Source organism: Pseudoxanthomonas suwonensis (assembly GCF_010093235.1).
GTDB classification, from domain to species: Bacteria; Pseudomonadota; Gammaproteobacteria; order Xanthomonadales; family Xanthomonadaceae; genus Pseudoxanthomonas; species Pseudoxanthomonas suwonensis.
On the sequence record NZ_PDWP01000017.1, the window covers coordinates 23877 to 46583 of the forward strand.

Genomic DNA, 22707 nt, shown 5'->3' on the forward strand with positions numbered 1-22707 from the left:
CGGGAAGCAGGGGAAAGGTAGAATCCTAAGCCCTTTCAGAACCCGCCTCCGGCCCAACGGATGGATATGCCGAACCACGTGCCGCTGAAGTCCCCGTCCCACCGCCTGCGCTGGCTGGCCCCGGGCCTGGCCATGCTGCTGGCCGCCGGCTGCGCCAGCGCCGCCACGACCGCCGGCCCCCCCCCGGAATACGCCTCGGCCATCGCCCTGCTGGAAAGCGGCCAGGCGCGGGAAGCCGCGACCCGGCTGGAGGCCCCGGCCAGCACCGCGACCGGGGCCCGCCGCACCGCGCTCCTAGCCGACGCCGCCTTCGCCTGGCGCGAGGCCGGCGACCAGGCACGCGCGCGCAGCCTGCTGGCCCAGGTCGATGCGCGCCGGGTCGGCGGCGCCACCGGTGGACGCCTGGCCCTCCTCAACGCGGAGCTGGCCCTGGAGGACGGGCGTCCGGCCGAGGCCGTGACCGCCCTCGCCGGTGGCGATGCCACGACGCTGCCGCCGGCACTGCAATCGCGCTGGCATCTGGCCCAGGCCGGGGCGCTCGAGGCGACCGGTGACGCGCGCGCTGCCGCCGCGGCGCGCGCACGTGCCGACGCCGGCCTGAACGGCGAGGCCCGCCTGGACAACCGCCGCCGGATCGACCGCCTGCTGGCCTCGCTGGACAACACCACCCTTGGTGCATACGCGGCCTCCCTGCCCGCAGGCGATCCGCTCTACAACTTCGCCGCGCGCGCCCTGGTCCAGCGCGGCCTGCCGCTGCCGCGCCCGTTCAACCGCGGCGAGGGCTGGAACTTCGATTCGCGTCCGCCGGCCGCCGCCGATGGCTATCGCCCGCCGCGCCGGCTGGCCGTGCTGCTGCCGCTGTCCGGCCCGCTGGCCACCGCCGCGGCTCCGGTGCGCGACGGCCTGCTGGCCGGCTATTACGGCGAGACCCGGCAGCGCCCGGAGGTCGTGTTCTACGACACCACCGGCACGCCAGCCGGGGCCCAGGCGGCCTACGCCCGCGCGGTCTCCGAAGGCAGCGATTTCGTGGTCGGCCCGCTGGGCCGCGACGAGGTGGGCGCGGTCTTCCGCGAGGCGGCGCTGGACGTGCCCAGCCTCGCCCTGAACCGTGGCGCCAGCGCACCGCCGCCGGGCCATGCCATGTTCTCGCTGGCACCGGAAGACGATGGCCTTGCCGCCGCCGACTACCTGCTGGCGCGCGAGCGCCGCAGGGTGCTGGTGCTGGCCGGCACCGACGAGAACGCGCTGCGCACGGTCGAAGCCTTCCGCAACCGCCTGGCCGACCGCGGCGGCAGCATCGCCGCCACCCTGTCGGTGGGCGAGCAGCCCGGCGACCTCTCCGCGGCCCTGGTGGAAGCCGCTGCCGCCGGCGCCGACTCGGTATTCCTGGCCGTCCGCGGCCCGCAGGCGCGGGCGCTGGCGCCGCAGCTGGCCCTGGCCGGGTTCGCCTCGCGCACCCGGATCGGTACGTCGCAGCTGGCCTCCGGCACCGGCAGGGCCGAGGAGGATGCGGTGCTCGACGGCATCGTCTACCCGACCGAGGCCTGGCCGACCCGTGGCACCAGCGGCCTGCCCACCGCCGGGCGCGCGGCGGAGATGCTGCCGACCGCGCGCGGCCCGGCGGCACGCCTGTTCGCCTTCGGCTACGACGCCTGGCGCATCAGCGCCTATCTGGAACAGTTGGTGACCGCCGCCGACGGCCAGCTGCGCGGCGCCACCGGCGACCTGCGCCTGGATGGCTTCGGCAACGTCGTACGCCAGCCGGCATGGGCCACCTTCAGCGGCGGCCAGCCGATCCCGCTGGGGAACTGAGGCCAGGTCCATGCGGCGCCCAGGGACGGGCTCCGGACAGGTCGACCGCCGCGCCCGCGGCGCGCTGGTCGAGGACGCGGTGCAGGCGCACCTGGAGCGCGCGGGCCTGCGCACGCTGGCGCGCAATGTCGGCTACCGCGGCGGCGAGCTGGACCTGGTGATGCTCGACCGCGACATCGTGGTCTTCGTCGAGGTGCGCTACCGTTCCAGCTCCACGTTCGGCGGGGGCTTCGCCTCGGTCGACACCGGCAAGCGCCGGCGCCTGGTGCGGGCCGCCCAGCTTTACCTGGCCGCCAATCCCCGCCTGGCGCGCCAGCCCTGCCGCTTCGACGTGGCCGAGGCCAGCGGCGATCCGGCTAGTCCGCGTATCGACTGGCTCAAGGATGCCTTCCGCGTGGACGAGGCCTGACGCCCCGCGGCGCGGGCCTACAATCCGCGGATGACAGCCGCCCTGCCCCACGCGCTCGCCGCCGAACTTTCCGCCCTGCTCGGCCCCGCGGGCTGGCGCACCGACGAGGCCGCGCGCCGCGCCCACGGCGAGGACGACTCGCGGCGCTGGGCCATGCCCGACGCGGTCGCCCTGCCCTCCGACACGAAGCAGGTCGCCGCGATCGTGCGCGCCTGCCGCGCCCATGGCGTGGCCGTGGTCCCTCGTGGTGCGGGCACCGGCACCGCTGCCGGCGCGGTGCCGTTTTCCGGCGGCGTGGTGGTTTCGTTCGCGCGCATGGACCGGATCCTCGACATCCGCCCCGACGACCGCTGCGCCGTGGTCCAGCCCGGCGTCCTCAACAACGACCTGCAGCAGGCGCTGCAGCCGCACGGGCTGTTCTGGGCGCCGGATCCGTCCAGCGCCGAACGCTGCAGCATCGGCGGCAACCTTGCCTGCAATGCCGGCGGGCCGCGCGCGGTGAAGTACGGCACCACCCGCGACAACGTGCTCGGCCTGGTCGCGGTGACCGGCACGGGCGAGGTCATCCGCTGCGGCGGTCCCTGGACCAAGGACGCCACCGGCTACGACCTCACCCATCTCATCGTCGGCAGCGAAGGCACGCTCGCGCTGATCGTCGAAGCCACCCTGCGCCTGCTGCCGCGGCCGAAGGCGCAGGCCGGGCTGCGCGTGTTCTACCGCGACGCGGCCAGCGCCGCGGCGGCGGTCTCGCGACTGATGCGGCAGCCGCAGGTGCCGGCGATGCTCGAGTTCATGGACCGCAGCGCGATCGCCCTGCTCCGACGCAACGGCAGCGACGTGCCCGAGTCCGGCGCGATGCTGCTGGTCGAGGCCGACGGCGACGAGGACACCCTGCCGATCGCATTGCAGGCGCTGGCCGATGCCGCCGGAGGCGACGGCATGCTCGACCTGGACGTGGCCATGGACGGCGCCGCGCGCGATCGCCTTTGGGCGGCGCGGCGCGCGCTCTCGCCGGCGCTGCGCAGCATCGCGCCGGGCAAGATCAACGAGGACGTGGTGGTGCCGGTGTCGCGCATTCCCGACCTGGTCGCCGCGGTCGAGGCGCTGTCGGCGAAGCATGCGCTTCCGATCGTGGCCTTCGGCCATGCCGGCAACGGCAACCTGCACGTCAACATCATGTACCACCCGGACGATCCGGACGAGGACGCGCGCGCGCATGCGGCGCTGGCGGGACTGTTCGCCGAAGTGATCGCCCTGGGCGGCACGCTGTCGGGCGAGCACGGCATCGGCGTGGCCAAGCGCGACTGGATGGATCGCGCCTTCGACGCGGCCACCCTGGCGGCGATGCGTGCGGTGAAGGCGGCGCTGGATCCGGATGGCATCCTCAATCCAGGCAAGGTGCTGCCGCCCCCGCGGGGCTGAGGCGCCACCGACCATCGTCCGCCGGCACGGAGCACGCGCGTGGATACCAGCCAGTTCGACCGCATCACCCTCGAGCAGTTGCGCCAGGCCGGCGGCCTGAAGTGGCGCGCCTTCCCGGACTGCATCGGCGCCTTCGTGGCGGAGATGGACTTCGGCGTGGCAACGCCGATCCGCCAGGCCCTGCACGAGGCGGTCGACGCCGGCCAGCTCGGCTACCTCTCCGCCGCGCCGGTGCGCGCCCTGGCCGAAGCCTGCGCGCAATGGCAGCGCGCGCACCATGGCTGGGAAATCGATGCCTCGCAGGTGCGCGCGGTCCCGGACGTGATCGCCGCGCTGGAGATCGTGCTGCGCCACTACCTGCCCGCCGGCGCGCCGGTGGCGCTGCCGATGCCGTGCTACATGCCGTTCGTGCCGCTGCTGGAACTGCTCGGCAACCCGGTGGTGCCGGTGCCCATGCACCGCGGCCGGGACGAGTGGACGCTGGACGAGGATGCACTGGAGGCCGCGCTGGCCGGCGGCGCACGCATGCTGCTGCTGTGCAATCCGCACAACCCGATCGGGAAGGTCTACTCGCGCAGGGAGCTGGAGCGCATCGCCGCGATCGCCGCGCGCCACGACGTGCGCGTGTTCGCCGACGAGATCCATGCACCGCTGGTGTACCCCGGCGCACGACACGTTCCCTATGCCTCGCTCGGCGGGGAAGCCGCACGCCAGGCGATCACCGCCATCTCCGCGTCCAAGGCCTGGAACCTGGCCGGGATGAAGTGCGCGCAGATGGTGTTCACCAATCCGGCCGACCTGGAAACCTGGCGGCGCATCGGCCACTTCGCCGGCAACAGCACCGCCACCCTGGGCGTGGTCGCGCACACCGCGGCCTGGCGCGAGGGCGATCCATGGCGGCTGGCGGTGCTGGACTACCTGCGCGGCAACCGCGACCTGCTCGGGCGGCTGCTGGCCCAACTGCTGCCGCAGGTCGGATACATCGCGCCGCAGGGCACCTACCTGGCCTGGCTGGACTGCCGCCCGCTGGACCTGGACCAGCCACCGGCCCAGTTCTTCCGCCGCCACGCCCATGTCGCCCTGACCGACGGCGCCGAATGCGGCGAAGGTGGCGACGGCCATGTGCGGCTCAACTTCGCCATGCCGCGACCGCTGCTGGAGGAGGCCGTGCGGCGCATGGCCGACGCGGTGGCAGGACGCAGCTGAGTCGGCTCAGCCGAAGTGTTCGTAGCCGGCGCGTGGCGGCTGCCACGGCTGGCCCTGCGCATCCAGCGCGCGCACGCCCGGCCCCGCGACGATGCGGCCGATACGGGCGCCATCGACGCCCACGTGCTCCAGCGCAAGCTGGACCTGTTCGCGCAGGTTGGCCGGCGCGGTGAAGCACAGTTCGTAGTCGTCGCCACCGGCGGCCTGCAGCACCCGTGCGGCATCGCCGAAGACCTCGCGCAGCGCGGCCGATGCGGGCAACGCGTCCAGCCGCAGCTCGGCGCCGACGCCGCTGCGGACGCAGACATGGCCCAGGTCGGCCAGCAGGCCATCGGAGACATCGACGCAGGCGTGGGCCAGGCCCAGCAGGGCGCGGCCGGCCTCCACCCGCGGGGTGGGCCTCGCCAGACGGGCCTCGAGCATTGCGCGTGCAGCGGCAGACACTTCGCCTGCTGGCTGCGGACCAGGCATATGTCCGCCCAGCACCAGTGCGCCGGCGGCATCGCCAGGCGTGCCGGTGACCCAGATATCGTCGCCCACCCGCGCGCGGTCGCGGCGCAGTGCAGCGCCGTGTTCGACCAGGCCCATCGCGGTCACGCCGATCGATAGCGGACCGCGGGTGGTGTCGCCACCGACCAGGGCGATGCCATGGCGACCGGCCAGGTCCAGGAATCCGTCGATAAAAGCCACGACCCACGCAGCGTCTGCACGCGGCAGCGAAAGCGACAGCGTGCACCACGCCGGCTTGGCCCCCATCGAGGCCAGATCGGACAGATTCACCGCCAGCGCCTTCCAGCCGATATCGGCGGCCGCGGTCCCGGCCGGGAAATGCACGCCCTCGTTGAGGGTATCGGCGGTCACCACCAGGGCATGGCCCGGCGGCGGTTGCAGCAAGGCGGCGTCGTCGCCGATGCCCAGCAGCACGTCGTCGCGCGTGGCAGCGCGCTCGCGGATCAGCCCGATCAGGTCGAACTCGGCCATGGCGGCTCCGGCGTGCGGGAGGCTGGGCGCGCCGCCCGGCAGGTCGCCGGCGGCGCGTATCGGCGCTGGGTCAGCGGCCGTTGCGCGAAGCCTGGACCTCGGCTTCGCGCCACTGCGCGCTGGCGCGGTCCAGAACGCCGTTGACGTAGGTGTGGCCGTGCTCGGAACCGAAGCGCTTGGCAATCTCGATCGCCTCGTTGATCACCACCCGGTACGGCACGTCCATGCGGTGCAGCAGCTCGTAGGCGGCCAGGCGCAGCACGGCGCGCTCGATCGCGTCCACTTCCTCCACGCCGCGGTCCAGGTGCGGGGCCAGGGCCTCGTCGAGGCTGGCGCGATGCGCCAGCACGCCGGTGACCAGGTCCTCGAAGTAGGCCAGGTCCGCGATCTCGGGCGCCTGCTCGTGGGCGAACTGGGCGATCACCTGCTGCGCGTTGCCGCCGGAGATCTGCCAGGCGTAGATCGCCTGCAGGGCGCGACGGCGCGCGCGCGCGCGCAGGACCGGATCGACGCCGGTGCGGGAACGGAACGGACGGTTCATGGCAGGCGCTCCAGCAGATTGTCCATTTCCAGCGCGGCCATCGCCGCTTCCTCCCCCTTGTTGCCGTGGCTGCCGCCGGCGCGGGCCTCTGCGTCCTCGAAACGCTCCACCGCCAGCACGCCGTTGAGCACCGGCACGCCGGTGTCCAGCGCCACGCGCATCAGGCCCTCGGCGCACAGGTCGGCGACGTGTTCGTAATGGCGGGTATCGCCACGGACCACGCAGCCCAGGGCGATGATCGCGGCATGGGTACCGGCGGTCGCCAGCTTGCGCGCGGCCATCGGCAGTTCCCAGGCGCCGGGCAGGCGGACCACGTCCTCCGCGTCCTCGGGCACGCCGTTGTCGGCCAGGCTGCGGCGGGCGCCGGCCCCCAGGGCGTCGGTGATGCGGGCGTTCCAGCGGCTGGCCAGGATCGCGAAGCGGGCGCCGGCAGGCACGCGCAGGTCGCCTTCGTACAGGGTCATGGGTTCGGTGATCCTCAGGGGTCGGACAGTTTACCGGACATGGCCGGCCGGGGCCGTTCGCGGGGACCGCCGGCTTACGGCGACAGGTACTCGACCACTTCCAGCCCGTAGCCGGCCAGGCCGACCTGGCGGCGCGGGATGCCCAGTACCCGCAGCCGGCCCAGGCCGAGGTCGGCCAGGATCTGGGCGCCGGCGCCGTTGCGCCGCCACTGGCCCACGTCCTTGGGATCGCGGCGGGCCTCCGGCTCGGCACGCAGGCGCGCCAGCAGGGCCTCCGGATCGCGCGGGGCCGACAGCACCACCATCACGCCCTGCCCCTCGGCCGCGATCGCGCGCAGCGCATCGGTGCCGGCCACGCCGAAGTCCTCGCGCCGCCAGTGCAGCAGGTCGGCGAGCGGATTCTCCACCTGGACCCGGACCAGGGTCGGCGTCTCGCGGTCGGGCGCCCCGCGGACCAGCGCGAAGTGCAGTTCGTGGGCGATGCGGTCGCGGTAGGTGACCAGCCGGAACGGCCCGAACTCGGTCTGGATGTCGCGCTCGTCGACCCGCTCGACCGTGTGCTCGTTGGCCAGGCGCCAGGCGATCAGGTCGGCGATCGAGCCGATCTTCAGCCCGTGCTGGCGCGCGAACTCCTCCAGCTGCGGGCGCCGGGCCATGGTGCCGTCGGGGTTCATCACCTCGACCAGCACGCCCGCCGGCTCCAGCCCCGCCAGCATCGGCAGGTCGCTGGCGGCCTCGGTGTGGCCGGCGCGGGTAAGTACGCCGCCGGGCTGGGCGATCAGCGGGAACACGTGCCCGGGCTGGCTCAGGTCCGTGGGCTTGGCGTCCGGGCGCACCGCGGTGCGGATGGTGTGGGCGCGATCGTAGGCGGAGATGCCGGTGGTCACGCCCTCGGCCGCCTCGATGCTGACGGTGAAATTGGTATGGAACTGGGCGGTGTTGCGCTGGACCATCGGCGCCAGGCCGAGCTGGGCGCAGCGCTCGCGGGTCAGCGACAGGCACACCAGGCCGCGCGCGTGGGTGACCATGAAGTTGATGTCGGCCGGCCGCACCAGCTCGGCGGCCATGATCAGGTCGCCCTCGTTCTCGCGGTCCTCGTCGTCGACGATGACCACCATGCGCCCGGCACGGATCTCCTCCAGCAGCTCGGGGACCGGGGCGAAGTTCATGCCTGGCCTCCGCGCTCGCCCAGCAGGCGCTCGACATAGCGCGCGACCAGGTCGATCTCCAGGTTCACCGCCTCGCCGACCTTCGTCTCCGCGAAGCGGGTATGGGCGACGGTGTGCGGGATCAGTGCGACCTCGAAGCCTTCGCCGTCGACCTCGTTGACGGTCAGGCTGACGCCATCGACGCAGATCGAGCCCTTCTTGGCGATGTACTTCAGCAGCTGCTGCGGGGCGGCGAAGCGCCAGCGCTGCGCGCGCGCATCCTCGTGCACCGACAGCACCCGGCCGATGCCGTCGACATGGCCGCTGACCATGTGGCCGCCGAGGCGGTCGGTCGGGCGCATGGCCCGCTCCAGGTTCAGCGCCGCGCCCACCGGTAGCTCACCCAGGGTGGTCAGGGCCAGGGTCTCGGTGGAGGCGTCGGCCTGGAAGCCCTGCGCATCGAAGGCGATCACGGTCAGGCACACGCCATTGACCGCGATGCTCTCCCCCATGCGGATGTCGTCGGCCCCGCTGCCCAGCCACGGCAGGGTGCCCGTGGCGAAGCCGAAGCGGACGTCGCCGCCACGCGGCTCGCGCGCGGCCAGGCGGCCGACGCCTTCGATGATCCCGGTGAACATCAGCGCAATCCTCCGCGTGGGCACGCGTGCGACGGCGCGGCATGGAGGATGGTGGTCGGTTGCAGCATGGAGCGTCTCCCGCGTTCGATGGCGAAAAACGTCCAGGGGCAAAAGCACGCACGCCCAGGGCCTTGCGGCCGGGCGCGGCGTCTTCTCTCATCCGGACTCTAGGGCGCGACCAGCGCGCCACGACCGTCGGCTCCGGCATTTGACCGGATCTGCTGACCCTCCGGATGGCCGGAGGCGCTCGCGGGCTCGCACCGTGTCCGTCGCCGGACCTGGCACCTACCGCCGGTGGGGAATTCCACCCCGCCCTGAAGACGTTGGTTTGTGGTTGTCGATGCCGGCGGACCGGCGCGGCATTCTACCACCGCGCATCCGCCCACCCAGAGCGTGAAGTATTTGTTAACATTCGCACGCGGTCACGGTCGACCGCTCTTGCCGATCCCGCAACGGGGCCGGCGACATGGACTTCCTTCGGAGATTCCCCACATGCGTACCCTCATTGCCGCCGCCCTGCTGGCCGCCCTGCCCTTCACCGCGGCCGCCGCCGATGGCGTCAGCTACACCTATGTCGAGGCCGGCTGGACCCAGCTCCAGGTCAACGACGACTGGCTGGGCGACCCGGATGGCGACGGTGGCTACCTGCGCGGCTCGTTCGCCATCGCCGAGAACGTGCACCTGTTCGGTGGCTACTCGGTCGTCTCCACCAGCTACCGCTACGCCCCGGCGCGGGTGAAGTACGAGGTGGCGCAGCCGGAGTTCGGCATCGGCTACCACCAGGAGTTCACCGAACGCCTGGATTTCACCGCCGACCTGGCGTGGATGCGCCTGGAAGCCAAGACACGGATCTCCGGCACCGGTGATGCGGAACTGGACGGCAGCTACAAGGATCACGTCAATGGCGGACGCGCCACGGTCGGCCTGCGCGGCAAGCCGTCCGCCCGTACCGAGCTGTGGGCCAGGGCCGGTTACATCGACGGCAGCGACGTCGAAGGTTCCTTCGCCGGCTACCTCGGCGGCCAGGTCGCCTTCAACCGCACCTGGGGCCTGGTGGGCGAAGTGGAAGTGATCGAGGACGCCACCCGCTACAGCGTGGGCGTGCGCGCCAGCTTCTGAGGCAGCGCGCCGCGCGCGTACCTGCGACGGAGGGCCCTGCGGGGCCCTTCGTCATTCCGGGCGCAGCAGCAGGCGGCGGTCCGCCCCCACCGCCACCGACTCGACCAGCCGCAGGCGGACCGTTCCGGCCATCGTCTCGATGCCCATGCCGGCAAACAGCGGGCGCGCGCCGTCGCCCAGCAGCACCGGCGCCTGGTACAGCAGCAGTTCGTCGACCAGGCCCGCGCACAGCAGCGCGCCGCACAGGGCCGGACCGGCCTCGACCTGGACCTCGTTGATGTCACGTCCTGCCAGAAGCCGCAGCGCGGCCTCCAGGTCCAGGTGGCCATCGCGCAGCGGCACGACGGCGAACTCCGCGTCCAGGCCCGGCGGCGGCACCGCGTCCGGGCCGTGCAGGTAAAGCGTCGGCGCGGAGCCGTCGCGCACCCTGGGCATGGCCAGGCTGCGCAGGCGACTGTCGAGCACCACCCGCAGCGGTGGCTGGAACGGGGTGTCGTCGCCCAGGCGCACGGTCAGGGCCGGGGCGTCGGCCAGCACGGGGTCGGCACCGGTCAGGATCGCGCCGCTGCGTGCGCGCCGGCGCTGCACGTCGGCGCGCGCGGCCCCGCCGGTGATCCACTTGGACTCGCCGCTGGCCATCGCGGTGCGGCCGTCGAGGCTGGCGGCAAGCTTGACCCGCAGCCATGGCCGGCCACGGGTGAAGCGCGAGAGGAAACCGCGGTTGAGGTCGCGCGCCTGGGCCTCCATCAGGCCGGCGGCGACCTCGATCCCCGCCGCCTGCAGCAGGGCGAAGCCGGCCCCGTCCACCCGCGGGAACGGATCGCGCATGGCCGCCACCACCCGCGCCACGCCGGCCTGCACCAGCGCCTCGGCGCACGGCGGGGTGCGGCCATGGTGGGCGCAGGGCTCCAGGGTCACGTAGGCGGTGCCGCCGCGCGCGCGTTCGCCGGCCTCGCGCAGCGCGAACACCTCCGCGTGTGGTTCGCCGGCACGCGGATGCCAGCCCTCGCCGACGATTTCCCCGCCCTGTGCGATCACGCAGCCGACCACCGGGTTCGGCCGCGCGGTGTACAGCCCGCGCTCGGCCAACCGCAGTGCGCGCGCCATGCAGGCGTGGTCGAAGGCGTCGAAGACATCGCTCATCGGTGGTTCCCGCAGTCGATCGCAAGCACATGCACCTCCAGGGGGCCCAGCCGCAGCACTTCATGCCGGCGCCAGCCCAGCCGTTGGTACCAGCCGGCGACGTCGGGCCTGCAGTACAGGTACAGGACCGGCGTACCGAGCGCGCCGGCCTCGGCCACGGCGCGCGCCACCAGCGCGCGGCCGACGCCACGGGCACGCGCCTCCGGGCGCACGTACAGGCTGGCCAGCCAGGGCGAATACTGCGGGATGTCCGGATGGTCCTCGGCCAGCAGGCTCACCGAGCCCAGCCAGTCGCCAGCCTCGTCCAGGGCGACCAGGGTCGAGGGGATGGTCGCGGCGCGGTCGTGCGAACGCAGCTCGACCAGCGCCTCCTCCACCGTCCAGTCCGGCAGCAGCGCGCCGAAGGCCTGCACGTGGGCCGCCGCCAGCCCGGCGGCATGCCCTGGATGCGCGCTGAGCCAGTCGATGCGCACCGGCGTGCTCAGCGCTTCTTCGCCCGCTCGGCGACGCGCCCGTGGCCCGGCGGGACCACGCCCGCCGCTTCCAGCAGCGGCAGCTGCTCGCTCGACGGCAGCCCGCGCTCCAGCTTCTCGATCTCCTCGCGGAAATCGGCCACGTCCTGGAAGCTTCGGTACACCGAGGCGAAGCGCACGTAGGCCACGTGGTCGAGCTTGCGCAGCTCGTCCATCACGAATTCGCCGATGCGCCGCGACGGCAGCTCGCGCTCGCCGCTCATGCGCACCGCATGCACCACGGCGCGCACCGCGGCCTCGACCTGCTCCTCGGCCACCGGGCGCTTCTGCAGCGCGCGGTCGAAGCCCTGGCGCAGCTTCTTGGCGTCGAACTGCTCGCGGCGGCCGTCGCTCTTGATGATCGACGGCAGCTTCAGTTCCACGGTCTCGAGGGTCGAGAAGCGCTCGCCGCAGGCTTCGCATTCGCGGCGGCGGCGGATGGTGGCGCCGTCCTCGGACACGCGCGAATCGATCACGCGTGTGTCGTTGTGCTGGCAGAAGGGGCAATGCATGGGTGTTCCTCAGCGGGCGCGGCCCGCGCGCGGCTTGCTGGCCATGGTCGCGCCGGCCGCGGCGGCCGCCGCCACGGACATCGCCGGGTCCCGGGCGGCGACCGCCCGGGACCGGCCGCGGCTCAGCCGTAGACCGGGTACTTGCGGCACTGCTCGGTGACCTTGGCCTTCACCGCCTCGATCACGCTGTCGTCGTTCGGCGCGTCGAGCACGTCGGCGATCCAGTTGGCCAGGTCCACGCAGTCCTGCTCGGTGTAGCCGCGGGTGGTCACGGCCGGGGTACCCAGGCGCAGGCCCGAGGTCACGAACGGCGAACGCGGGTCGTTGGGGACCGAGTTCTTGTTGACGGTGATGTGGGCCTTGCCCAGTGCGGCCTCCGCATCCTTGCCGGACACGTCCTTGCCGATCATGTCCACCAGCATCAGGTGGTTCTGGGTGCCGCCGGAGACGATCTTGTAGCCGCGCGCGATCAGGGTGTTGGCCATGGCCTGCGCGTTCTTCACCACCTGCTGCTGGTAGGCCTTGAACTCCGGCTCCAGGGCCTCCTTGAAGGCCACGGCCTTGGCCGCGATCACGTGCATCAGCGGACCGCCCTGGATGCCCGGGAACACGATCGACTGCAGCTTCTTGGAGATGTCCTCGAACTTGTCGCCCGCGCCCCCGGCGGAGGCCAGGATGATGCCGCCGCGCGGGCCGCGCAGGGTCTTGTGGGTGGTCGAGGTGACCACGTGCGCGTACGGCAGCGGGTTCGGGTACACGCCGGCGGCGACCAGGCCGGCGACGTGGGCCATGTCGACGAACAGGTACGCGCCGACCTGGTCGGCAATGGCGCGGAAACGCGCCCAGTCGATCACCTGCGAGTAGGCGGAGAAGCCGGCCACCACCATCTTCGGCTTGTGTTCCACGGCCAGGCGCTCGACTTCGTCGTAGTCGATCAGGCCCTGGTCGTTGACGCCGTACTGGACGGCGTTGAACAGCTTGCCGGAGGCGTTGACCTTGGCGCCGTGGGTGAGGTGGCCGCCGTGCGCCAGCGACATGCCGAGGATGGTGTCGCCGGCCTGCAGCAGGCCGAAGTACACCGCCTGGTTGGCCTGCGAGCCGCTGTGCGGCTGCACGTTGGCGTAGTCGGCGCCGAACAGCTGCTTGACCCGGTCGATGGCCAGCTGCTCCGCCACGTCGACGTGTTCGCAGCCGCCGTAGTAGCGCTTGTGCGGGTAGCCTTCGGCGTACTTGTTGGTCAGCACGCTGCCCTGGGCTTCCATCACGCGCGGGCTGGCGTAGTTCTCGCTGGCGATCAGCTCGACATGGTCCTCCTGGCGGCGGGCCTCGTCAGCGATGGCCTGGGCCAGTTCGGGGTCGTAGGACGCAATACGGGCATCACGCGAATACATCGGCGGCTCCAGCAGGCAGGAAGGGGAAAGGCCCGCCAATTGTAAGCCGGCCGGCCGGTCCCGCGCCCGCTCCCTCCCCTGGAAACGCGACCGGCCACCCGAAGGTGGCCGGTCGTGGCCGCCCGCCCCTGGCGGGGTGGCTCAGTGGTGCAGGATCAGGTCGGCGATCACGCCGGTGGCGATCGCCACCAGGAGCATGTTGCCGCGGTCGTCGCGCACCCAGTGGTGGCCGTGCGGCGGGTGGCGCAGGTGGTAGCGCGGGTAGTCGTGCACCACGTAGACCGGGCCATGGTAGTGGTCATGGAAGCGCTGGCCACGCGCCCAGACATGGCGCGGCGGCGGGGGCGGCGCCGGACGGTGGTGGACCACGACCGGGCGGGAATGGTGGCGGGCATCGCGGTAGCCCTCCCGGTAGCCGGCGTTGTAATGGGCGCGTTCCTTGCGGCCGTGGTCGCGGTGATGGGCCGGGCCACGGTCATGGCCCCGGCTCAGGCCATGGCGGTCGTGGTGGCGGTCACCGGCGGCTTCGGCCCGGGGAACCGCGGCGCCAAGCCCCAGCAGGGCGGCGACGGTCAGGGCGATCAGTTGAGTGCGCTTCATGGGGCGGCTCTCGCTGTGGTGACGGCTCCATCTTGCCGACGCCGCCTGAACGGTTTCCCCGCGAAACCGGTTCCAGCCGATGCGCGTGAAAGCCGCATTCAGCATCCAGCAAGGCCGGCCCCGCCGGCCAGCGGCCCGCCCCGGGACGGGGCTATAATTGGCGATTCCCCAGATTCCCATGCCGCCTGTCCCTGCGGGCAGGCGGATTGCGCACGGAGAGACCATGTCCTCGCAGTACATCTACACCATGAACCGGGTCAGCAAGGTGGTCCCGCCCAAGCGGCAGATCATCAAGGACATCTCGCTGAGCTTCTTCCCGGGCGCCAAGATCGGCCTGCTCGGACTCAACGGCGCCGGCAAGTCCACCGTGCTCAGGATCATGGCCGGCGTGGACACCGACTACGAGGGCGAGGCCCGCCCGCAGCCTGGCATCAAGGTCGGCTACCTGCCGCAGGAGCCGCAGCTGGATCCAGAGCAGACCGTGCGCGAAGCCGTCGAGGAAGGCGTGGGCGAGGTGCTGCAGGCCCAGGCCGCGCTGGAGAAGGTCTACGCCGCCTACGCCGAGGAAGGCGCCGACTTCGACGCCCTGGCCAAGGAGCAGGAGCGCCTGGAGGCGATCCTCGCCAGCGGCGACGCCCACACCCTCGAGCAGCAGCTGGAAGTGGCGGCCGATGCCCTGCGCCTGCCGCCGTGGGACGCGAAGATCGGCAACCTGTCCGGCGGCGAGAAGCGCCGCGTCGCCCTGTGCCGCCTGCTGCTGCAGAAGCCGGACATGCTGCTGCTGGACGAGCCGACCAACCACCTGGACGCCGAGTCGGTGGAGTGGCTGGAGCAGTTCCTGGCCCGCTACACCGGCACCGTGGTGGCCGTGACCCATGACCGCTACTTCCTCGACAACGCCGCCGAGTGGATCCTCGAGCTGGACCGCGGCCGTGGCATCCCGTGGAAGGGCAACTACACCGAGTGGCTGCAGCAGAAGGAAGAGCGGCTCAAGCAGGAAGAGAACCAGGAGAAGGCGCGCCAGAAGGCGATCGCCAAGGAACTGGAATGGGCCCGCCAGAACGCCAAGGGCGGCCGCTCCAAGGGCAAGGCGCGCCTGGCCCGCCTGGACGAGCTGCAGTCGGTCGAGTACCAGCGCCGCAACGAGACCAACGAGATCTTCATCCCGCCGGGCGAGCGCCTGGGCAACTCGGTGATCGAGTTCAAGAATGTCTCCAAGAGGTTCGGCGACCGCCTGCTGATCGACGACCTGAGCTTCATCGTGCCGCCGGGCGCGATCGTCGGCATCATCGGCCCCAACGGCGCCGGCAAGTCGACCCTGTTCAAGATGATCACCGGGCAGGAGAAGCCGGATTCGGGCCAGATCGTGATCGGGCCGACCGTGAACCTGGCCTACGTCGACCAGAGCCGCGACAAGCTGGAAGGCGACAAGACCGTGTTCGAGGAAGTGTCCGGCGGCCTGGACATCCTCAACATCAACGGCGTTGAGATCCAGTCGCGCGCCTACATCGGCCGCTTCAACTTCAAGGGCCAGGACCAGCAGAAGCGCGTCGGCTCGCTGTCCGGTGGTGAGCGCGGCCGCCTGCACATGGCCAAGACCCTGCTGCAGGGCGGCAACGTGCTGCTGCTGGACGAACCGTCCAACGACCTGGACATCGAGACCCTGCGTGCGCTGGAAGACGCGCTGCTGGAGTTCCCGGGCAACGCCTTCGTGATCTCGCACGACCGCTGGTTCCTGGACCGCATCGCCACCCACATCCTCGCCTTCGAGGGCGACTCGCACGTGGAGTTCTTCCAGGGCAACTACCGCGAGTACGAGGAGGACAAGAAGCGCCGCCTCGGCGACGAGGCCGGCCCGAAGCGCCTGCGCTTCAAGGCCCTGAAGTAAGCTTCCACCGGCCGCCCAGTGCGGCCGGTGTCTTTTCCAGCCCCCGCAAGGCCGGAGCCCGCCATGTCCCTGCCCGAACGCCTGTTCAAGCTGAGCAAGCACGGCACCAGCACGCGCACCGAGGTGCTGGCCGGCCTGACCACCTTCCTGACGATGTCCTACATCGTCTTCGTCAACCCGGCGATCCTGGCCACCACGGGCATGGACCCGGGCGCGGTGTTCGTGGCCACCTGCCTGGCCGCGGCGCTGGGTTCGGCGGTGATGGCGCTGGCGGCCAATTTCCCGGTGGGCATGGCCCCGGGCATGGGCCTGAACGCGTTCTTCGCCTTCACCGTGGTCGGCGCGGCCGGGCTGCCGTGGGAGCAGGCGCTGGCGGCGGTGCTGCTGTCGGGTATCGTGTTCCTGCTGCTGACCGTGACCGGCGTGCGCCGCTGGCTGGTGGACGGCATCCCGGTGTCGCTGCGCAGCGCGATCGTGGCCGGCATCGGCCTGTTCCTGGCGATCATCGCCCTGCAGAAATCGGGCGTGGTGATCGGCGACGCCGACACCCTGGTGCGGCTGGGACCGATGACCGAACCGGAACCGCTGCTGGCCCTGGGCGGCTTCCTGCTGATCGCGATCCTCGAGGCGCGCCGGGTACGCGGTGCGATCCTGGTCGGCATCCTCGCCGTCACCGCTACTGCCTGGGCCCTGGGCCTGGTGCAGTGGAACGGACTGGTGTCGCTGCCGCCCAGCCTGGAGCCGACCTTCCTCAAGCTGGACCTCCCGGGCCTGCTGCACTGGGAGGAAGGCGCGGGCCTGTCGGTGCTGCTGCAGGTGGTGCTGGTCTTCGTGCTGGTGGAGGTGTTCGACGCCACCGGCACCCTCTACGGCGTGACCAGCCGCGCCGGCCTGCTGAAGCTGCCGGATGGCCAGAAGCGTTTCGGCCGCGCCCTGCTGGCCGACAGCACCGCGATCCTGGCCGGCTCGCTGCTGGGCACCAGTTCAACCACCGCCTACGCCGAAAGCGCCTCGGGCGTGCAGGTCGGCGGCCGCACCGGCCTGACCGCACTGGTGGTCGCCGCACTGTTCCTGGCCGCGCTGCTGTTCTCGCCGCTGGCGGCGATGGTGCCGCCGTATGCCACCGCCCCGGCGCTGCTGTTCGTGGCCGGGCTGATGCTGCGCGAGCTGGTGGAGATCGAATGGAGCGAACTGACCGAAGCGGTCCCGGCCGCGCTGTGCGCGCTGGCCATGCCCTTCACCTACTCCATCGCCAACGGCCTGGCCTTCGGCTTCATCGCCTATGCGGTGCTGAAGGCCGGCACCGGCCGCTGGCGCGAGGTACACCCGGCGGTCTGGCTGGTGGCCGTGCTGTTCGCGCTGCGCTACGCGCTGGTCTGAGCTGGCGCGTCCGCCAGGGCGCCATGCCGATGCACGGCATGGGCAGCCCTTTCCGCTCGAATCCGTCGCACGGTGCGCCGCGGCCTCAGCCCTGCGCCGCCAGCCGCGCCCGCTTCCGCGCCACCAGCCGGTTGACGTTGTAGAGCGAGGCAAGCATCAGGTAGGCGCCCTCCAGCCAGCCGCTGCGATGCAGCGACACCACGTCCGCGTCCGCGAGCCCGGCCAGCCGCTCGCGGTCGATCGCGTGGAATCCCCGCAGGCGACCGGTCGTGGTGGCGTTGAACTGCAGGTCCAGCTCCACCGGCTGGATCAGCCCCAACCGCTCGAACTCGGCATACATGGGTCGTGCGGCCTGCACCCCGTCGTGGATCCCGCGCAGCACGCGGATGACGTATTCCAGGTACGGGCCATGGCCGCCCTGGGGCAGGAACACCGGCACGCCGTCGGGGGCGCCCACGCGCGGATGGTCCATGTCGACATGGATGACCGGCTCGAAGGTCTCCACGCCCTGGTCCACCTGCGCCTGGAACCCGATCAGGAACGGCCCCTTCGCCACGTACCCGGGCAGGTAGCCCGCGTCCCAGCGTCCGTCCTGGAGGAACAGGTTCTCGTCCTTGTCGAAGCCCAGCAGGGCGAACGCGTCCCAGCCCGATCCCTCGGCATTGCGCTTGAGCAGGATCGGGTAGTCACGCACCAGTTCGGCGAACTCGGTCGGGAACGCGGGCACCGCGCCCACCGCGTCACCGAACTGCGGGCCGTAGCCTACCGCCACCCTGAGGTCCTTGTGGACCTCGTTGTTCAGAAGCTCGTAGCGCGCCATCCCCTCTCCTGTTCCCTGTCAACACGGGGCCGCGGGCGTTCCCTGCCCACCGCCCCGGCAAAGTGCAGGGACCGCTGCACAGGCAGCGGTCCCCGGCGCCACCACGACGGCAGCGTGCCCCGATCAGAACTTGTAGCGCACGCCCACCATGTAGCGCGGCTCCTGGTCGACCAGCCTGACGATCTGGCTGCCGGTGCGGCCGTGCCAGCGCACGTCCTCGCCGGTCAGGTTGATCGCTTCCACGCTGAAGGCCCAGTGGTCGTCGAGCTGGTAGGTCACGCTCAGGTCGATCTGGTCGTACTCCTCGACGTAGTACGGATTGTGCGAGGCGTCGTCCTGGTTGCTGAGGATCAGGTACTCGTCGCGCCAGTTCCAGGCCAGGCGCGCCGACCAGCCGTACTTCTCGTACATCAGCATCACGTTGGCGGTGTCGCTGAGGCCCAGCAGGGCAAACTGCTCGGCGATGGACGCGTTGTTGAAGCCGACGTCGCCATTGACGATGGTGTAGTTGGCGTAGATACCGAAGCCGGTGTCGCCGAAGAAGTACTGGCCGGCCAGTTCCCAGCCATTGAGCTTGGCGGTGTGCTGGTTGACCGGGCGGCTGATGTTGAAGATGTACAGCGGATCGCCCTCCTCGCCGACCAGGTCGTAGGCCTCCTCCATCTGCAGCGCCTGGGTTCCGTCGTACGCGGCCAGGCCACCCGTGGCATCCGCGTTGCGCAGCATCGCCAGCGCGGTGAACAGGTTGGTGTCGCTCGCCGCGCAGGCGCCGTCCGGATTGCCCCCTGCCGCCTGCACCTGGGTCACGCAGTCCGCGCTGTCCAGGAAGGCGAGCGCCGCGCGTGCATCCGGCCCCGAGGTCGGGTCGGTCAGGCCATACATGTTCCCCTGGTACACCGAGGTGCCCAGGAAGTTGTTCACCGACTTGTTCCAGTAGGTCGCGCTCAGGTAGCTGGCATCGGCGAAATACCACTCCAGCGCCAGGTCGATGTTGTTCGACTCCAGCGGCCGCAGCTTGGTGTTCTGCTCGGTACCCGAACCGCGGCTGGACTCGTTCAACAGCACCGATCCGTTCGGCCCGTTCACAGTGCCCGGACCCGCGGCCAGGCTGGTGAAGGGCGCACGCGCGATGGTACGACCAAACGAAGCGCGGCCTTTGAGGGTATCGGTGAAGTCGATCGAGAAGTCCAGGTTCGGCAGGATGTAGCTGTAGCTGTTCGTGTCGCGATAGACCGTCGTGTCGCCCGGCTCGCCATCCTGGATCCTGGAGTCGTTGTTGGCCTGCCAGACCACCGCCGCGCGATTGGCCACGACATTGACCGACTCGACATCGGTGGTTTCATAGCGCAGGCCCAGGCGGGTATTGGTGCGTCGACCCGCCAGCTGGCCTTCCAGGTCCACTTGGAAATAGGCCGAGTGGGTTTTCTCCTCCACCAAGCTGTTGGTGTTCAGGATCGGGTTGAGGCCAATGTCGGCGCCGTAGACATCCCTGGCCCACTTGGCCAGCTCCCCGGCATCCCCCCGGAAGCCACTGCGGAATGCGCCCGGCACGCTCCAGTCGTCGAACATGCCAACGACGTCGTACGGGGTTAGCAGGTCCATCAGGCCGTTCTGGACGTCGCTGGCGACGTTGGCCACCCCCCAGTTGCCCAGGACCTGCTGGTTCTCGGAATTGTTCTGCTGCCGCAAGGTGATCTTGCTGGTGTCCACGCCGAACTGGAATCGCCCCTCGTCGAACACCCATTCGCCATCGATGCGCGCCTGCTTGATCTCCGACTCCTGGCGCTGCGCGTTGACCCGCAGGACCTGGGTACCGACCTGCCCTTCCTGCCACGGCGGGTTCACATCGCCATTGGTGCCCGCCTGGGCATCCGCCAGGGTCGGATACCAGGTTCGGGCGCCGATCGGCACGCCGTTGTTGAACCGCATCTCCTGGGCATAGTGCCCACCGCAGTTCGGCACGCCGGTGCAGCGGTTGGTGCCTGCCACGCTGACGTACAGCGCACCGCCCCCGGTCAGGGAATCATTGGGATTGCTCTCGGTCTTGGAATTGTGCGCGTCGAAGCTCAGGCGCAGGCTGTCGTTGACCTGCCAGTCCGCGTTAAGGCCGATCTGGTTGAACTCGTACTTCTGCGCATTGCGCTGCTGCTCCATGCCGAAATCCTTGAACGGCGTGGAACCGGCGGTGGATATCTCGCGGATGTACACAGGAGTGGCGACGGCGCCGCTGCGGTCGAACTCGATGTGCGTGTAGTTGTCGTCCTGCAACCACATACCCATCTCGCCGCGCTTCTCGGTGATCTCGTTGGTCGAGTGGGTGTAGTCCAGGGTGAAGACCAGGTCCTCGCGGGGAGCGAACTGCAGCACGGCCTGCGCGTTGACGCGCTCGCGCTCGAAATCGGAGAAGGCGTAGCGGATGTCGTTCGGACGCGCGTAGAGCTCGCCCAATTCCGGTTCGTTCACGATGGTGGGATTGCCCGGCATCGAACCCGTCCATTCCTGGACATTCCACTTGTTCTCTGTCGCCTGGACCGAGCCGCCGCGGCGCTTCTGCTGGCTGGCGCTCAGGCTCACGCCCCAGGTCTTGTCAGGATTGGCGTAGCTGAAGATGCCCGAGACCTCGGGCGTGATGTCGTTGTCGAACGGCTGCGACTTGTCGTAGACGCCCTTCACGCCCGCGCTGGCCACCACCTCGCCGCCGCGGTTGTTGAACGGGCGCGCGGTGAGGATGTTGATCGTGGCACCGATGCCACCGGACGGGACGTGGGCCTGGCCGGTCTTGTAGACCTCCAGCCCGTTCACCGCCTCTGAGGCCAACTGGGCGAAGTTGAACGCGCGGGTGCCGCCATCCACGCCGCCAACGGGAACCTGGCGCGGCGCGCCGAACGCGTCGGCGCCGGGCACCTGGCGGCCGTTGAGGGTGACCATGTTGAACTGCGGGCCGAAGCCGCGCGCCGTGACCTGCGCGCCCTCGCCGTCGCGGCGTTCGATCGAGATACCGGTAATACGCTGAAGCGACTCGGCCAGGTTGGTGTCCGGGAACTTGCCGATGTCCTCGGCGCTCACCGCGTCCACGATGCCGGCGGAATCGCGCTTGATGTTCATCGCCTGGTCGAGACTGCTCCGCAGGCCCGTGACCTGCACGGTGTCCAGCTGGGTGGCTTCCTGGGAATCTTGGGCGAAAGCGGGATTGATCACGACCATGCCGCCGACGATGGTGAACATCGCCCGCGAGCGGAACTTCTTCAGCTTCTGGCTCATTGGGGGATCCTTGGCACTGGGGGATTGACAGCTGTCGGCATGCGAAGGCGCATGCGATCGGGGGCGGCTGTCACGCTGATGGACAGCGCTGGACATCGGGGAACATGCACATCCTGTAAGCCCTCTCCATGTTTCTCCTGGGTGAGTCCTCCGCCGCCCGGTTCACCGGGCACGACCCGCACCAGCCTCGGCGGGTAGCTACGCGGCCGACGCCTGCCGGCGGAAGAACCAGATGCAGGCTCTACGTCCTGCATCCCGCGTGTTGGCACTGCGGGCTGGGAAACCGGCGGTACCGTTAACGCGGGGCGCATGGATAACAGCTGTTTTCCAGGGTGTAAACAACGCGTTGCACAGTTCTTCCACGGTTACGCGTGAGACGTTCACGCACAGAAAACAAACCGGGAAACTGCATCAGATCATTCTGACGAGTTGTTCGTGCTTTGCTGATCTCAGATGTGTCCTGGCATTTCAAAACGACATGCCAATCAGCAATTTGCGGAATACGCCGCTGTATGCAGCCGTCCGTGTATCCGGGTATGGATTCATGCGCTTCGGCAACGCGCGCATCCGTGCTTGGAAGCATTTCCGGGCGACAGCGCTATCCATTATTGTGCGGCGCAGCACCATATCTGCGTGTCATGCGCTTTCCGCCACGAATCGATGAATACGGGGCGCCTGGACGTGCCACCAGGCACACCCTGGCGCGTCGGTGGGCGTGGGGGCCGCTGCGGATTACATGCTTCCCGGCCGCGAGCTAGGGAATCACGTCGATGAAGGTGTTGATCGACAACCGACCGGTCAGGGGGTCGGGCGGCGGCACGTTGTGGTTGTCGATCGTCGCCGAGTGCAGCGAGTTGCGCCGGTACATCACCAGCCGGTTGAACACGCCTTCGACCTGGCCGATGCGCTCGAACATTGGCGTGTCCTCGCCTATGTAGCCGTAACCGGGCGCATCGGGACCCCGGCTTTCGGATTCCAGCTGCCGGTAGTACGCCTCCTGCCGCGCCTCGTCCACGTATTCGTAGCCGGTGGCGCGGTGGCGGTAGAACGCGGTGCCGCCCCACTGCCCGCGGAACAGGTAATGCACCGAAGCCAGCCCCTGGTGCGAGGCCGAGTCGATGTGCGGGATCCGCTGCAGGAAGGCCAGCTTCTCCGGCGCCTGCGTGACCAGCGAGTAATGGCACATCGGGAACCGCAGGCGCCCGGGTCGCAGGCCGAAGAATTCTCCCAGCAGCGGCTGCACCAGCCGCTCCAGGAAGGCTTCGTAGGACGCCGGCGCACGCGCCCGGAGCCCCGGGAAGAACGCGCCCTGCGGCGCGAACTCCAGGCGCGTGGCCTTGCGCACCAGCCGCTCCGGATCGGCCACGAACTGGTCGACCACCAGCAACGGGGCGCCCTCGCTGCCGATGGACAGGCGCTGGACGCGGACCTGCGGGGGCAGCTCGATGATCACGGCAGGC

20 protein-coding genes and 1 riboswitch are annotated in these 22707 nt (G+C 70.4%); of the genes, 7 read left to right on the forward strand and 13 right to left on the reverse strand.

Features of this window, described 5'->3' with window-relative positions:
* Positions 1-132 precede the first annotated feature (132 nt).
* Genes CSC68_RS09710 through CSC68_RS09725 form a run of 4 tightly spaced genes read left to right on the forward strand, consistent with a single transcriptional unit; the run spans position 133 to position 4849 of the window.
* Positions 133-1812 carry a penicillin-binding protein activator gene (locus tag CSC68_RS09710; RefSeq protein ID WP_246193522.1) on the forward strand — a complete coding sequence of 560 codons (1680 nt, stop codon included), beginning with the start codon at positions 133-135 and terminating at the stop codon, positions 1810-1812.
* 10 nt (positions 1813-1822) lie between these two features.
* Positions 1823-2221, forward strand: a complete 399-nt coding sequence (locus CSC68_RS09715; RefSeq protein ID WP_162203362.1) for a YraN family protein — start codon at positions 1823-1825, stop codon at positions 2219-2221.
* 30 nt (positions 2222-2251) lie between these two features.
* A complete protein-coding gene (locus CSC68_RS09720; RefSeq protein ID WP_162203363.1) occupies positions 2252-3643 on the forward strand; it encodes an FAD-binding oxidoreductase in 1392 nt (463 codons plus the stop codon).
* Between the two features lie 39 nt (positions 3644-3682).
* The gene (locus CSC68_RS09725; protein ID WP_162203364.1) at positions 3683-4849 is read left to right on the forward strand and encodes a MalY/PatB family protein; all 1167 of its coding nucleotides are present in this window, start codon (positions 3683-3685) and stop codon (positions 4847-4849) included.
* A 6-nt stretch (positions 4850-4855) separates the two neighbouring features.
* Here CSC68_RS09725 and thiL read toward each other — a convergent pair whose 3' ends face one another.
* From thiL to CSC68_RS09750, 5 genes are all read right to left on the reverse strand, one after another.
* Positions 4856-5830, reverse strand: a complete 975-nt coding sequence (gene thiL / locus CSC68_RS09730; protein ID WP_162203365.1) for a thiamine-phosphate kinase — start codon at positions 5828-5830, stop codon at positions 4856-4858.
* A 70-nt stretch (positions 5831-5900) separates the two neighbouring features.
* A complete protein-coding gene (gene nusB / locus CSC68_RS09735; protein WP_162203366.1) occupies positions 5901-6371 on the reverse strand; it encodes a transcription antitermination factor NusB in 471 nt (156 codons plus the stop codon).
* A complete protein-coding gene (ribH, locus tag CSC68_RS09740) occupies positions 6368-6835 on the reverse strand; it encodes a 6,7-dimethyl-8-ribityllumazine synthase (protein WP_162203367.1) in 468 nt (155 codons plus the stop codon). Before ribH ends, nusB begins: the two co-directional genes overlap by 4 nt.
* 74 nt (positions 6836-6909) lie before the next feature.
* Positions 6910-8004 carry a 3,4-dihydroxy-2-butanone-4-phosphate synthase gene (gene ribB / locus CSC68_RS09745; RefSeq protein ID WP_162203368.1) on the reverse strand — a complete coding sequence of 365 codons (1095 nt, stop codon included), beginning with the start codon at positions 8002-8004 and terminating at the stop codon, positions 6910-6912.
* Positions 8001-8621, reverse strand: a complete 621-nt coding sequence (locus CSC68_RS09750) for a riboflavin synthase (RefSeq protein ID WP_162203369.1) — start codon at positions 8619-8621, stop codon at positions 8001-8003. Before CSC68_RS09750 ends, ribB begins: the two co-directional genes overlap by 4 nt.
* A gap of 144 nt (positions 8622-8765) precedes the next feature.
* A riboswitch (FMN riboswitch) is annotated at positions 8766-8947 on the reverse strand.
* A gap of 166 nt (positions 8948-9113) precedes the next feature.
* On the opposite strand from CSC68_RS09750, the gene CSC68_RS09755 reads away from it, so the two are divergent.
* A complete protein-coding gene (locus tag CSC68_RS09755; RefSeq protein ID WP_162203370.1) occupies positions 9114-9740 on the forward strand; it encodes a hypothetical protein in 627 nt (208 codons plus the stop codon).
* Between the two features lie 51 nt (positions 9741-9791).
* Here CSC68_RS09755 and ribD read toward each other — a convergent pair whose 3' ends face one another.
* From ribD to CSC68_RS09780, 5 genes are all read right to left on the reverse strand, one after another.
* Positions 9792-10883 (reverse strand): bifunctional diaminohydroxyphosphoribosylaminopyrimidine deaminase/5-amino-6-(5-phosphoribosylamino)uracil reductase RibD, encoded by a 1092-nt coding sequence (ribD, locus tag CSC68_RS09760; RefSeq protein WP_162203371.1) that lies wholly within the window; start codon positions 10881-10883, stop codon positions 9792-9794.
* Positions 10880-11356 carry a GNAT family N-acetyltransferase gene (locus CSC68_RS09765; protein ID WP_162203372.1) on the reverse strand — a complete coding sequence of 159 codons (477 nt, stop codon included), beginning with the start codon at positions 11354-11356 and terminating at the stop codon, positions 10880-10882. The genes ribD and CSC68_RS09765 overlap by 4 nt, the downstream gene beginning before the upstream one ends.
* 8 nt (positions 11357-11364) lie before the next feature.
* Entirely contained in the window at positions 11365-11907 is a 543-nt protein-coding gene (gene nrdR, locus CSC68_RS09770) for a transcriptional regulator NrdR (RefSeq protein ID WP_028915957.1), read from the reverse strand.
* Positions 11908-12029: 122 nt separating this feature from the next.
* Positions 12030-13298, reverse strand: coding sequence for a serine hydroxymethyltransferase (gene glyA / locus CSC68_RS09775; protein ID WP_162203373.1), 1269 nt, complete (start codon positions 13296-13298; stop codon positions 12030-12032).
* Between the two features lie 141 nt (positions 13299-13439).
* On the reverse strand, positions 13440-13898 hold the full coding sequence (locus CSC68_RS09780; protein WP_162203374.1) for an RcnB family protein: 459 nt from the start codon (positions 13896-13898) through the stop codon (positions 13440-13442).
* A 223-nt stretch (positions 13899-14121) separates the two neighbouring features.
* On the opposite strand from CSC68_RS09780, the gene ettA reads away from it, so the two are divergent.
* Positions 14122-15786: an energy-dependent translational throttle protein EttA gene (ettA, locus tag CSC68_RS09785; protein WP_162203375.1), complete on the forward strand. Its 1665-nt coding sequence runs from the start codon at positions 14122-14124 to the stop codon at positions 15784-15786.
* Positions 15787-15849: 63 nt separating this feature from the next.
* Positions 15850-17166, forward strand: a complete 1317-nt coding sequence (locus CSC68_RS09790; RefSeq protein WP_162203376.1) for an NCS2 family permease — start codon at positions 15850-15852, stop codon at positions 17164-17166.
* A gap of 85 nt (positions 17167-17251) precedes the next feature.
* Here CSC68_RS09790 and CSC68_RS09795 read toward each other — a convergent pair whose 3' ends face one another.
* From CSC68_RS09795 to CSC68_RS09805, 3 genes are all read right to left on the reverse strand, one after another.
* The gene (locus CSC68_RS09795) at positions 17252-17986 is read right to left on the reverse strand and encodes a SapC family protein (protein WP_162203377.1); all 735 of its coding nucleotides are present in this window, start codon (positions 17984-17986) and stop codon (positions 17252-17254) included.
* Positions 17987-18109: 123 nt separating this feature from the next.
* Positions 18110-21247: a TonB-dependent receptor gene (locus tag CSC68_RS09800; protein WP_162203378.1), complete on the reverse strand. Its 3138-nt coding sequence runs from the start codon at positions 21245-21247 to the stop codon at positions 18110-18112.
* Between the two features lie 754 nt (positions 21248-22001).
* A complete protein-coding gene (locus CSC68_RS09805) occupies positions 22002-22700 on the reverse strand; it encodes a DUF6445 family protein (protein WP_162203379.1) in 699 nt (232 codons plus the stop codon).
* Between the last annotated feature and the right edge of the window lie 7 nt (positions 22701-22707).